The following is a 12,093-nucleotide window of genomic DNA, read 5'->3' as shown; positions in this document are numbered from 1 at the left end:
TGGAATGAACTTCTATGATGAGATAATCAACAGGATAAGGAAGGTCACAGAAGAGAGGGGAGACGGTGAGAGCAACATCTCAGTCTCAGCCGCCCTAACAGCCGAGATAACGTTTATATCAGCGGTCCTCATAGCCGCGGTGATGCTCAGGAAGCTGAACTTCATCCTGATGGTCATCGCGGTTCTCTTACTTGCAGCGGTTCTGCTGACATCCTTTCCGCTGTCGGCGAGGCTCAGGACCGAGCAGGGGGATGGTTTCAGTACAATGATGTTCTACGTACTCCTGACACTGGGGATACTTGTATCCATATTCTACTGGGGTGGTGCCGGTGTCTGAATCACTGAGGGGCCTCATGGCCACCGTGGCACTGGGACTCTTTGGAGTGACACTCTTCGACGCCATAATAGACCTTAGCGGGATGATAAACCCCGGTATAAGCATCATATACAACTACCTCGGGACAAAGATAGCCCCCAACATGGTCACCGTTGTGGTGTTTGACTGGAGGGCCTACGATACCCTGGGGGAGGCCCTCATACTCGTCACAGCTGTACTGGTAACCCTTCTGGTCTTTGGAAGGGGTAAGGTTCAGATTGGGAGTTCAGATAAGGGAGGGAAGGAGAGATGAGTACCATACTTAAGATATTCGCATTCCCTGCAGCCATATTCATAATGTGTCTCGGAATCCTCACAGTACTGGGAGGGCACATAACACCCGGCGGAGGATTCCAGGGCGGTGCCATGGTTGCAGCAGGGTTCATATTCTGTGCAGTTGTCTATGGAATTGAAAAGAGCCCCTTCCAGTTTTCCCATGAATTCATGTCTGCAATGGAGAGCATAGGAGCCCTCGGGTACGTTGGTCTCGGACTCTGCGGCCTCTTATTCTCAGGTTTCTTCCTTTACAACCTGGGAGTTGACCTGTACGGAGTATCTCAAGCTGTCAGCGGGTTCTTCAACTACCCTGACCCCACAGATGCAGGTATAATACCCTACCTGAACATCGTGGTCGGCCTGAAGGTCATGGTGGGTCTCAGTGCAATTGTTATAACCTTCATGGAGTTCAGGGGTGAAGAGGTCACCGAATAGAGGGGAGTTGAGAAATGTTCACAGGACCAATAATCTTTGGATTCATACTGGGATTCATACTCGGAAGCAGGATAAGGGATGACAGGTTCCCGCCGTCATCCTACATAGTGCTGATCCTGGCCCTCATCCTCGTGGCCTGGAACCTTGGTCCATTCCCTTACTACACGGACCTCCCGGTCGCCACAGGATTTGTGGCTGCAGCAGTGGGTATAATGGCAGGCAGGATCTTACTTGGACGCGGATAATCTCATGGGGTTATGATCATGTTCATATCAACAGGAAAATGTGAGGGACTCGGGGAATGTGTTAAGGCATGCCCTACAGAAGCCATAAGGATGATTGATGGCAGGGCCTTCAGCTGCATAACCTGCGGCGCCTGCATGGAGGCCTGCCCCAACAAGGCAATACGCAGGAACAGGTACGGTGGATACGTTGTTGACAGGGCCAAGTGCAATGCCTGCGGTGTATGTGAGATGACCTGCCCTGTTAACAGTATAAAGATAGAGGATGGTGTTGTTAAGGGCATATGCGCAAGGTGCGGTCTCTGCGTGGACGCATGTCCCCTCGGTGCAAGGGTGGACGCCTTTGACCTCATAGAGGACAGACAGCTTCGATTCCTTGAATCACTGAACCTTGCAGTTAAACCACCGGTTAAGAGGACTCCAAGGAGTCATGAGGCCACCAGGGTCAACGTGGTCACCGACACCGAAAGATGCACCCTCTGCAGGAGGTGCCAGTACTACTGCCCCACAGGCGCCATTATTGTTGATACCGGGGAGGGCGTATGCACGGAGTGCCGTGTCTGTGAGGATGTCTGTCCGGTCGGTGCAATAGAGGACCTCAAAATCGACCCTGAAAAATGCACCCTCTGTCTCAAATGCATGCGGGAATGCCCCAGCAATGCAATATACCTTGACGACTTTAAGGTGAAAATAAGAGGGGCAGAGGATAGTCGGGAGGGCAGCATAGTGTCATGCCTCAACTGCGGCCTCTGTGCAGAGTCCTGTGAGAGGGGCGCCCTCAGGATGGTTGATGGCAGACTAAGATATGACCCGACACTCTGCAGGGACTGTGATGAGACACCCTGCATTGAGGCATGCCCTGTGGGTACGCTGCGGATGGTTGATGGGGAGCTCAGGGGCTACTGTGTTTCATGCGGCCGCTGCGTTAATGCCTGTGATGTTAGCGAGGCAAGGAGCTTCCAGACGGTCAGATGGGATGGATCAGTCTCAGAGGACTGCATATCATGCGGTATCTGCTCTGAGATATGCCCTGTGGATGCCATAACACTGCGCAGGGGATCCATAGAGGTGGACACCGACAGATGCATACTCTGTGAGAAGTGCGGGATACACTGCCCTGTCGATGCGATACCGAGAACAACCATGAAGAAGAGAAGTATAAAGGGTGGATTCACCCTCATAGACCCGAGGCTCTGCATAAGGTGCGGCCTCTGTCTGGATGTGTGTCCAGAGGATGCCATATCAAGGGATGAAAGCGGATTGATGGTAGTTGATGATGATAAATGCATACACTGCGGGGCATGCTCCAACATATGCCCTGCAAGGGCAGTGATATTTGAGAGGGAATTTGCATCAGATTAATGGATGGTGGATCATGTGAAGAATCTTCTAAGGATAATGCTGGAGGGATCCTACACCAACCTGAAGAGGATATTCCTTGCAGCTGACCGTGTGACAGATATGGAACTGCGAAGGAGGATCCTTGAGGGGCGGGTGGAACCTGAACCCAAGGTCGCCGAGGTCTCATGCATAGGATGCGCAGGGTGCTCCAACGCCTGCCCCACAGGGGCCATTGAGATGAGGGACCTGGATGAACCCGTTGAGATAATTGAGGGGCTCGTGAAGAAACAGATACCGGTACTGAACAGTGAAAAATGCGTGCACTGTTACTACTGTCACGACTTCTGCCCCCTCTACGCACTCTTCGGTGAACCCGGAACCATACACCCCAACGATGTGGGGGAGGTTGACTTCGACGCCGGGAGGGTGCTACAGAAACCAGTTAAGATATCAGAGGATAAGCTCAGATTCATATCCCAGTTCCTGGCTGATAAGAGTGTTATGAAGAGCACTACCCTTGCAGAGGCTGCAAGGAGGATCAGGTGATGCAAAATGGGACTTAAATCATTTTCAAGGGCAAGGGCGGTACATGCAATGCTCGTATACACAGGGGGATGCAATGGCTGCGATATAGAGATCGTGAACGCAGTTTTCTCACCGAAATATGATGCTGAACAGTACAAAATATTCCTCACATGGAACCCGAGGGAGGCTGATGTCCTCATAGTAACGGGTCCGGTTACAAAGCAGAACGAGGAACCACTGAAGGCAATATACAATGCAATACCCGAACCAAAGGCGGTTATAGCTGCAGGTGCATGCGCACTCATGGGTGGTGTCTACAAGAACATACATGGGGACATACCCTCTGAGGAGATCTGCGGTCCGGTGGACCAGGTCATACCCGTTGATGCCAGGGTCCCGGGCTGCGCGGTGAGGCCAGAGGACGTACTTGCAGGTGCAGTTGCGGCACTTCCAAAACTGCTGGAGGCAGATTGAACAGATTCAGGTGCTTACAATGGATGGAAAACAGGAGATAATAGAGACAGAAATAGCAATGGGGACCGTGCATTCAGCAGCCATAGAACCATACCGTGTAAGGCTCTTCGTGGAGGATGAGATAGTACGGGACGCCGAGATAACGGTTGGCGTGAACCACAGGGGAATCGAGAGGATAATGGAGGGCCTCCCGGTTGAGAAGGCCAACAGTCTCACCGAGAAGGTCTGCGGTATCTGTTCAGGCGTCCACCTCTGGAACTCGGTACTGGTTGCAGAGAAGGGCCTCGGGGTTGAGATACCTGAGAGGGCATCCTACATTAGGATCATCGTGGGTGAACTTGAAAGGATCCACAGCCACCTACTTTACCTTGCACATGGAAATGAGGTTCTGGGACATGAGACATTCTCCATGAGGCTCTTCTACATAAGGGAGACTGTCATGGAACTTCTAAGACTCATAGGAGGTAACAGGGTACAGTACGGCGTCCCCATAATAGGTGGAATAAGACCCCGGGCTGACCTTGATGAGATGAAGATACAGAGGATAAGGGAGGGTATTGACCTCATCGAGGAGAAGGTGGAGGCCTTCGCAGAGAGGTTCACCTCTGATCCCATGATAATGTCCCGTATAACAGGGGTCTGCCCCATAAGCAGAAAGGATGCGCTGAGGTTACACGTCACAGGACCAACCCTGAGGGCAACCGGCGTGGACCTTGACACAAGGCGTGAAATGCCATGCTACGACCCCTTTGAATTTGACGTGATAACACAGGATGGTGGTGATGTGAGGGCAAACCTCCTCATGCGTGTCCTTGAGATATTTGAATCGGTGAAGATCATAAGACAGGCCCTCAGGGATTTACCCGGGGGCAGGGTTGTTGACAGGAGCTGGGAGATGCAGGACACAGGCATTGTCAGGAGCTATGTGGAGGCACCGCGTGGCAGACTCTACCACTCATATGCCATAGAGGATGGAAGGGTCAGGGGCTCGGTGATAAGGACGCCCTCCATGTCAAACATAGGGGCAATGCAGTATGCATGCATAGGCCACCACATCACGGACGCCCAGCTGGGCATAGTGCAGTGCGACCCCTGTTTCACATGCACAGACAGGGCCATAGAAATTGTAGATCTGTCTGATAATCCTCGCAGGTGATTTAATGGATCCATCATACGCAGTTGTAACGGTTTTGGGAACAGTAATCCTGGGATTGCTTGTGAGCCTCTGGCTCCCTGGTATTGAAAGAAAATTTGTGCATGCAAGGATACAGCAGAGGATAGGACCACCTGTCTCAAGCCCGGGGCTTATGGCGGCCCTGAAGTTCTTCTATAAAAAGACGGTTAAGCCATGCTCACCCCTGCCAAGGCTCTACAATTCACTCCCGATAGTAGGCTTCATATCAGCCCTCCTAATACTGCTCTTCCTCATACCACCCATGTACACTCTGGGGGCCCTGGCAAGCCTTGTCGCCATCGTCGGGTTCCTTAAGATAGAGGAGGTCATATATGTATTCATGGGTTCCCTCTCAAGGTCTGTCATGTCCATGGGGATGCCCTTCCCTGACCTTGCAAGGGGGGCGAAGCACCCGGATCTTCAGAGGTATTTCCTCGAGGACCTGAGCTCAATGAGGGCATTCCGTTTGATAGCCTTCGGCTCCTTCCCAATTTACCTTGCAATCTTTGTGCCGGCTGTGATGTCAGGCAGCATCTTCCTGAAGGACATAGTGGCATATCAGGCGATCCATGGACCCGTCCTATTTACCCTGGCCGGTGTGGTGGGGGCCGTTGTCTTCTTCATAGGATACATGATACTCCTCAACGAGTACCCCTTCGCAATCCTCAAGACAAAGGCTGATGTGATAGAGGGGCCATACATGGAGTATGCCGCACGCTACCGGGCATTTGTCTACATAACCAGGGGGTTCCTCATGTTCACACTGGGGTGTCTCTTCTCAGTCCTCTTCCTGGGAGTGCCACCGAACATACTCAGCTGGGGCATACTGGTTAACATTGCAGTTGCGGCGGTTTTCCCGGTCCTCATGGCCATATTCAGCGCCTTTGCACCGGTATTCACATTCAAGCAGTTCTACCCTGTAACGGCGGCGGCTTCGGTGCTCGGGGTCCTGGCACTGGTCACAGCATTTGTTTGAAGGTGATAGTATGAAGATAGTGATAAGACCAAGGCACATGATAAGCCTCGGGGGGTACATAGTTGAACTTGAGTTCCCCTACCGTAACCTGATAGTTGTAAACCCCACCGATGAGCACATAAAGATAGAGGTCCCTGTATTTGATGAGGGATGGATAGAGGAACACCGGAAACTTGGACTTAAAATAGTGCCTGTGGGGGATGATGATAACTACCTGAGCCTCTGGAGGAGGGAGAAGGCCCTCCTTGAGGCATCAGATTGATCCAGTGATTTTAATGAGTTCAGTGGCTCTGAGCATAAAGACCGTGGAGAGGCCAGGTGTTCTCAGTGAGATAACCGGCATGATAGCCTCAAGGAATATAAACATCACCTACGCCCACCTCTACGTTGAAAGGGATGGGCATGGCGCAATATACATGGAACTTGAGGATATAGATGACCGGGAGTCCCTCATTGATGAGCTGAAATCCTCCAGCACGGTACTGGATGTGAAGGTACACAGGTCACTGGAGGAGATCTATGGTAAGAGGATAATCATAATCGGTGGGGGAGCCCAGGTCTCCCAGGTTGCAATGGGGGCCATCAGTGAGGCCGACAGGCACAACATCAGGGGTGAACGTATAAGCATCGACACCATACCCCTGGTTGGAGAGGAGGAGCTTGCAGAGGCAGTGAGGGCTGTGGGGAGACTACCGAGGGTGGCGGCCCTCGTACTTGCAGGGTCCCTCATGGGCGGTGAAATCACAAGGGCCGTTGAGGTGGTTAAGAGGGAACATGATATTACGGTTATCAGCCTCAACATGCCGGGGAGCGTCACCGATGTGGCTGACCTCGTTGTAACAGACCCCATACAGGCAGGGGTTATGAGTGTCATGGCGGTGGCTGATACCGCTGTTTTCAGTATAGAAAAGGTAAGGGGTAAAAAATTTTAGAAAAAAGATTCAGCTCATCTCAATTGCCCTTATGAGCTTGCTTGCAGCGTTTTTGAGTTCGGTGTCCTTTATGTCACCGCTTTCCCTTATTTTGAGGGCAAGTTCCAGGACCTTTGAGACGTCTGATGGTTTCAGGTTCTCTGCCATTTCAAGGTAGCTCTGGTCCTCCTCAGGTATCTCATCCTTCTTCTTCTCAGCAAGTTCCAGGAGAACACGGCAGCTGCTCATTATATCCGGACTGTCCAGATTTTCACACTTTTTAAGAAGTTCCTCCTTCATAGCATCACCATAGGTATTATATTGAAACAATTATTTAAACTCTGGGAAATTATCTCAAAAAAATCACCGGATCTGGTTCAGAGTATGGTAATCTTTGCAGGCCCCACATCCTCTGATGAAAATCATGTATTCTGATCCCGGGTGACCTTCATCCGCCAGGTAACCTGGGTCAGTACAGACCCTCCCTGGAGCAGACCTCTGCAAGGCTGCAACCGGCACATCTTGATGGGTTCAGATCCACTGAGGGAACCTCACCATCCTCGGTTATCCTCCTTATCTCATCAAGCACATCGAAGAGGTACTCCCTCCTGCGGTAATCTATCACCACCGGCCGCCGCTCTGCAGGCAGGATATAGTCTATGAAGGATACCATGACCTCTGTTTCAAATTCCCTCTCAACCAGAATTGCCTGGGCCGTTATTTCAAGGCTGTCAGAGGGCCATACCCCACTTGCAGGTGGCAGGGATGTCCTGAACTTGAGGGGGTGATATGAACCACCACTTATCTCCATGCTGACACGGCCATGCAGTTCGATGGACGGATCATATATGGGGTAGTCCCTGATGAGGGGTGGGAAGAGGAGGGAGGCCACCCTGTCGCACTGGCCCCCCAGGATGTTCATGGCCCTCCCTATACGCAGTGCCATGGTCCTCACCTCAAATACCAGGGGTTCAGCTATCAGATCCCTTTCACCCTCATTAAGGTCCCCCAGAATTCTCTCAAGGTCCTCCATCAGCATTGATTCCAGTTCATCCACCCCAACATCATCTTCCAGTTTCCGGGTGATGCTCTCTGCCGCTGCCCTGAAGTCAAGGTAGGCCTTCCTGAGGTGTACTGCCTCGGGTCTCATGGGTTCCCTCACCCCGAGAACCTCCCGGAGGTACAGTTTGAGGGGGCAGAACATGAATTCAGATATCATGGACACAGCAACCGACATCTGATCACCACACCTTATAATATTAATTAATATTAAATTATTACTAACATTTAAAAAATTATTGGTTCAGAGTATCCGGAGGCGCAGGGGTTCACCCCTCACCCACCTGATCTCTGATATCTCAGAGAGGGCCCCCTGGATAGCCCCCTCACTTGCCTCATGGGTTACGATGTGGATCGGCACAGTTTCACCCTCATGGGTGCCCTTCTGGGTCACAGATTCTATACTTATACCGTGCCTGCTGAAGGCTCCGGCTATTTCATGGAGCACCCCTGCCCTGTCTACGGCATCAAGCCTTATGTAGTACCTTGAGGATGTCCTGGAGAAGTCCCTCACTGACTCAACAACCCTGACGCCTGGACCTGTGGGCATTGATCCCTCAGGGTTAACTGCAATATCCATGCAGTCTGCGACAACTGCGCTTGCAGTGGCCCTCCTCCCTGCACCCTTTCCATAGAACATGACTGGCCCTGTGAAGTCCCCGGTTATGTATATCCCGTTGAATACACCGTTCACAGAGGAGAGGAGGTGATGATGTGGTACCAGGGTTGGTGTAACACCCAGCTCCAGTTCACCATCATTGAGCCTGGCTGTTGCAAGGAGCTTCACACTGCATCCAAGCTCTGCAGTGGCATATTCAATGTCATCCCTCCTTATACTGCTTATACCCTCAACATGGAGTTCATTCTCTGGTACATGGACACCAAAACCAAGCAGTGTGAGTATTATTAGCTTCTGTGCGGTGTCATGGCCCTCTATGTCGAAGGTGGGATCCCTTTCAGCATATCCGAGCCTCTGGGCCTCCCGCAGGACATCATCAAATTCCATGCCCTCTGAGGCCATCCTGGTCAGTATGTAATTGGCGGTACCGTTTATTATTCCATATATGGATTCTATTCTGTTGGCTGCGAGGGACTCGTTGAGGGCCCTGAGGACGGGTATACCACCACCAACACTGGCCTCAAATGCAACCCTCACGCCATGCTTGCTGGCAGCATCCATTATTTCATCCCAGTGCCTTGCAAGGAGGGCCTTGTTGGCTGTTACAACGTGCTTACCATTTTCTATGGCCTTCAGGATGAAGCTACGCGCCGGTTCATAGCCACCTATGAGTTCTATGACGATGTCTATTTCAGGATCCTCGAGAATGTCATCTGCGTCGGTTGACAGGATCCCCGGATCTATTTCAACGCCACGGTCGGTTTCAATGTCAAGGTCAACCACCCTTCTGAGCCTGAGGTCCATCCCTGTCTTTTTCATTATGATATCAGGGTTGGTGTTGAATATTTCCACCACACCTGCCCCTATTGTTCCAAATCCTATGAGTCCAATGTTCACACAAAAACCTCCACATATTTCTGTTTACTCCAGTCTGAGATCCTTCAGCTTTATGAATTCATTCATGGCTTCTCTGGTTGTTCCAACAACTACCCTGTAACCCTCTGATTTTCCGGTGAACCTTTCAAGTTTACCCCTTGCAACTATGCGCTCCCCCTCCCTGGCCTGACCCGCATAGGTGTGGGTGAAGGATACGACCTCCCCTATCTCAACTGAAGGGCCCTCAATCACATTGACATCCTCCACAAGGTACCTTGAGGGGTTGTCAAAGGCCTCAAGGGCATCAGTGACTGTGCACTCAATGGTTATGGTCCCATGGGGCTCATAGGTTGTATCACCCCAGTAACCATCTATTTCACTCCAGTCCCTGGCTGCAAGGATATCGAAGAGGGTTCCATCTACCCTTCCACGGTTGTTCTTGCGCATCTCATACCAGCAGAACTCCCTGAAGGATAGGGTGTCGTCAACGATCCGCTTGCTGTAGACCCTCCTGAGGAGCTCTTCATCGAGGCCCATGAGTGGCCAGGAGGGGTCATCCTTAAGTTCACCGAAGGCCTCCATGGCCCTCCGGTGGTTTTTCAGTCCATAGACAACAAAGTCAATGTCGGAGTTCTCGGGGTCATAGAGCCCGGGCAGTATGGATCCAGAGACTCCCATGGACCTGTAGGGGATCCCGGCTGCATCGTGGAGTGTATCTGCTATTTTAACAGCCTTTTCGAGGAGTGGATCTGATGGGGACTCCATTATCTCCTCCAGACGATTTTCAGGCCTCAGTATCTCCTCGACCCTATCGTGGGGCACGCCCATCATGAGAACCCCGAGCTCATCATAGTGGTGAAGGTACTCAGGGTGCGCATCCTCAAGGAAACGGTATGCCACGTCCGAGCTGACCTTTGAGTATCTTGCAGAGTCCAGTGATCTTTCACCATGTCTATCCGGTATGTAACGTAAAAATGACATGATTCTCCCATCAGGATGAAGGTATGAGGTCACAGCAAAGAAAAGGTCATCAGTGGTGTGTATGAAGTCACGGATTCTGGCTCTCATAGATAAATTAAATGCTTGATGTGACTATAAATCTTTTCATATGATTCTCATAAGACTTGAACCGGGCATGGACCTCATGGAGGAGATGAGGGCAGCTTTTTCGGAAGGCGTGGTGGTGACGGGCATAGGAAGCCTCCACCGCGTCAGGATAAGGACGGCTGATGAATCAGAACTCACGGTTGAGGGGCCCCTTGAGATCCTTTCACTCCAGGGGACCATCTCCCCTGATGGAGTGCACATACACATTGCGGTTGCAGATTCAGAGGGCAGGGTTACCGGGGGCCACCTCAGGGGGGACTCCCCGGTGAGGACAACTGCGGAGATAGCCGTGATCCCATACCAGGGAGTACTGAGGAGGGTTATGGACAGGAGGACAGGTTACCGGGAACTCCTGGTCCTTGAGTGAGCACCCAGAAGTTTCACTCAGGACCTCCAGCCGGGGCCTCCGTGCATGGATTCATCCAGTGGATTCATTGATACTGTCATCCATGGAGGAGGATGGCAGTCCCGGCATCCTACTTATTAAATAGATTAAATAGGGGCAGCTCCAGATATAATGCTGGTGATGTAATGTTATATGAGCACCTTGAAGATCCCCTCCTCTATGATGGGAGTCAGATAGAACCTGCATGGGCCCTCAGTGAACTGGGAATAAAGGGCTCAAGCATAATAACATGGATAGGCCCCATGGACGTTAAGAATATAGTGGACTATGAGGACGTTGAACTGGAGATAAGATCTGAAGAGGTCCTCCATTTCATCGTTGAGCACTTCGATGAACAGCCATCCAGCCTGAGGCTCGCATACCACAGGCAGAGGATTCTGGTGATGTTGCTCATGGAGGAACTCATGAGAACTGGTGTGCGGACAAGGCGGGAGGGTGATGACCTCTACATAGGTTCATCTAAGCTCACGGTTTCAATAGCAACGGCCTCTGTCTCAAGCATGAAGATACATCTGGGCGTCAACATCCATGAGAGGGGGACACCAGAGGATGTCGACACCATTGGGCTCCTGGATGAAAAGCCTGAGCTGTCAGCTGATGACATTAAGGGAATAGCTGAGAACGTTGCAATGGCGTATATACACGAGATAGATTCCATAGAGGATGATATAGCCAAGACCCGGATCTTTTAAGGTGTCGGGGGATGCTGCTGGTGTCTGGATACTGGTGTGTCTGAGGATATGGCCAGGACCCTGATCTTTTAAGGTGTTTCAGGATAGGCTACCCGGCTCCCCATTCAACAGTTGAAGTGGTAATGATGAAGATAGTTATAAATGGAATACACGCAAACCTGAGGTTTTCAGCCGCCCACATGATACCCGAACATGAGTCATGCGGCTGCATACACGGTCACTCCTACATAGTTGATGTTAAGGTTGAGGGTAAGAGGAGCGGTACGCATGGTTTTGTAGCTGACTTCAAGGATGTTAAGGATATAGTCAGACGAATATGCAGCGAATTTGACCATAAACTCCTGATACCCCTCAGGAACCCCCTCATAAACTTCACATCCACCACCAGAACAGTTAAATTTGAAATAGCGGGTAAGAAGTACAGCATACCCGAGGAGGACTGCTGCCTCCTGGACCTTGAATCCAGCTCTGCAGAGGAGCTTTCAAGGTACTTTGCCGCAACCCTCTTCAAGGAACTGAGCAGTAAGTATGATATATCCTCCGTCGAGGTCTGTGTGAATGAGGGTATAGGGCAGGGGGCCATATACACGATATCCCGGTGATC

The 12,093-nt window shown here is 51.3% G+C and carries 18 protein-coding genes; 14 read left to right on the top strand and 4 right to left on the bottom strand.

Annotated elements, in window-relative coordinates; translation table 11 throughout:
* The first annotated feature begins 4 nt into the window (after positions 1-4).
* From MTCT_RS05765 to MTCT_RS05715, 11 genes are read left to right on the top strand one after another with little or no spacing between them, the layout of a single operon-like run.
* Entirely contained in the window at positions 5-337 is a 333-nt protein-coding gene (locus MTCT_RS05765; RefSeq protein WP_048175797.1) for a hypothetical protein, read from the top strand.
* Positions 330-629, top strand: coding sequence for a hypothetical protein (locus MTCT_RS05760; RefSeq protein WP_048175796.1), 300 nt, complete (start codon positions 330-332; stop codon positions 627-629). The genes MTCT_RS05765 and MTCT_RS05760 overlap by 8 nt, the downstream gene beginning before the upstream one ends.
* Positions 626-1,087, top strand: a complete 462-nt coding sequence (locus tag MTCT_RS05755; protein WP_048175795.1) for an MnhB domain-containing protein — start codon at positions 626-628, stop codon at positions 1,085-1,087. Before MTCT_RS05760 ends, MTCT_RS05755 begins: the two co-directional genes overlap by 4 nt.
* A gap of 14 nt (positions 1,088-1,101) precedes the next feature.
* Complete coding sequence (locus MTCT_RS05750; RefSeq protein ID WP_048175794.1) at positions 1,102-1,332, top strand: hypothetical protein; 231 nt, start codon at positions 1,102-1,104, stop codon at positions 1,330-1,332.
* A gap of 18 nt (positions 1,333-1,350) precedes the next feature.
* A complete protein-coding gene (locus MTCT_RS05745) occupies positions 1,351-2,691 on the top strand; it encodes a 4Fe-4S binding protein (protein ID WP_048175793.1) in 1,341 nt (446 codons plus the stop codon).
* A 15-nt stretch (positions 2,692-2,706) separates the two neighbouring features.
* On the top strand, positions 2,707-3,216 hold the full coding sequence (locus MTCT_RS05740; RefSeq protein WP_048176645.1) for a 4Fe-4S dicluster domain-containing protein: 510 nt from the start codon (positions 2,707-2,709) through the stop codon (positions 3,214-3,216).
* A 6-nt stretch (positions 3,217-3,222) separates the two neighbouring features.
* A complete protein-coding gene (locus tag MTCT_RS05735) occupies positions 3,223-3,669 on the top strand; it encodes an NADH-quinone oxidoreductase subunit B family protein (RefSeq protein WP_048175792.1) in 447 nt (148 codons plus the stop codon).
* A gap of 19 nt (positions 3,670-3,688) precedes the next feature.
* Positions 3,689-4,825: a nickel-dependent hydrogenase large subunit gene (locus MTCT_RS05730; protein ID WP_048175791.1), complete on the top strand. Its 1,137-nt coding sequence runs from the start codon at positions 3,689-3,691 to the stop codon at positions 4,823-4,825.
* Positions 4,826-4,829: 4 nt separating this feature from the next.
* Positions 4,830-5,819, top strand: a complete 990-nt coding sequence (locus MTCT_RS05725) for a respiratory chain complex I subunit 1 family protein (protein WP_048175790.1) — start codon at positions 4,830-4,832, stop codon at positions 5,817-5,819.
* Between the two features lie 10 nt (positions 5,820-5,829).
* Positions 5,830-6,081 carry an energy-converting hydrogenase B subunit P gene (locus MTCT_RS05720; protein ID WP_048175789.1) on the top strand — a complete coding sequence of 84 codons (252 nt, stop codon included), beginning with the start codon at positions 5,830-5,832 and terminating at the stop codon, positions 6,079-6,081.
* Positions 6,082-6,094: 13 nt separating this feature from the next.
* On the top strand, positions 6,095-6,751 hold the full coding sequence (locus MTCT_RS05715) for a DUF5612 domain-containing protein (RefSeq protein ID WP_048175788.1): 657 nt from the start codon (positions 6,095-6,097) through the stop codon (positions 6,749-6,751).
* 9 nt (positions 6,752-6,760) lie between these two features.
* Here MTCT_RS05715 and MTCT_RS05710 read toward each other — a convergent pair whose 3' ends face one another.
* From MTCT_RS05710 to MTCT_RS05695, 4 genes are all read right to left on the bottom strand, one after another.
* Positions 6,761-7,030, bottom strand: a complete 270-nt coding sequence (locus MTCT_RS05710) for a hypothetical protein (protein WP_048175787.1) — start codon at positions 7,028-7,030, stop codon at positions 6,761-6,763.
* A gap of 169 nt (positions 7,031-7,199) precedes the next feature.
* A complete protein-coding gene (locus MTCT_RS05705) occupies positions 7,200-7,967 on the bottom strand; it encodes a Dna2/Cas4 domain-containing protein (RefSeq protein WP_048175786.1) in 768 nt (255 codons plus the stop codon).
* A gap of 66 nt (positions 7,968-8,033) precedes the next feature.
* The gene (locus tag MTCT_RS05700; RefSeq protein WP_048175785.1) at positions 8,034-9,305 is read right to left on the bottom strand and encodes a homoserine dehydrogenase; all 1,272 of its coding nucleotides are present in this window, start codon (positions 9,303-9,305) and stop codon (positions 8,034-8,036) included.
* Between the two features lie 24 nt (positions 9,306-9,329).
* The gene (locus tag MTCT_RS05695; RefSeq protein ID WP_048175784.1) at positions 9,330-10,352 is read right to left on the bottom strand and encodes a DNA polymerase subunit beta; all 1,023 of its coding nucleotides are present in this window, start codon (positions 10,350-10,352) and stop codon (positions 9,330-9,332) included.
* Between the two features lie 40 nt (positions 10,353-10,392).
* Here MTCT_RS05695 and MTCT_RS05690 point away from each other — a divergent pair, with 40 nt between their 5' ends.
* The 3 genes from MTCT_RS05690 (at position 10,393) to MTCT_RS05680 (ending at position 12,091) form a co-directional block, all read left to right on the top strand.
* On the top strand, positions 10,393-10,758 hold the full coding sequence (locus MTCT_RS05690) for a PPC domain-containing DNA-binding protein (protein ID WP_010876854.1): 366 nt from the start codon (positions 10,393-10,395) through the stop codon (positions 10,756-10,758).
* A gap of 164 nt (positions 10,759-10,922) precedes the next feature.
* Complete coding sequence (locus tag MTCT_RS05685; RefSeq protein ID WP_048175783.1) at positions 10,923-11,489, top strand: DUF366 family protein; 567 nt, start codon at positions 10,923-10,925, stop codon at positions 11,487-11,489.
* A 125-nt stretch (positions 11,490-11,614) separates the two neighbouring features.
* A complete protein-coding gene (locus tag MTCT_RS05680; protein ID WP_048175782.1) occupies positions 11,615-12,091 on the top strand; it encodes a 6-pyruvoyl tetrahydropterin synthase/6-carboxytetrahydropterin synthase family protein in 477 nt (158 codons plus the stop codon).
* The last annotated feature ends 2 nt before the right edge of the window (positions 12,092-12,093 follow it).

It is taken from the genome of Methanothermobacter sp. CaT2, from assembly GCF_000828575.1.
Taxonomy (GTDB): domain Archaea; phylum Methanobacteriota; class Methanobacteria; order Methanobacteriales; family Methanothermobacteraceae; genus Methanothermobacter.
The sequence above is the reverse complement of the archived record's forward strand: the minus strand, read 5'-3'. Positions and strand labels throughout refer to the sequence as shown.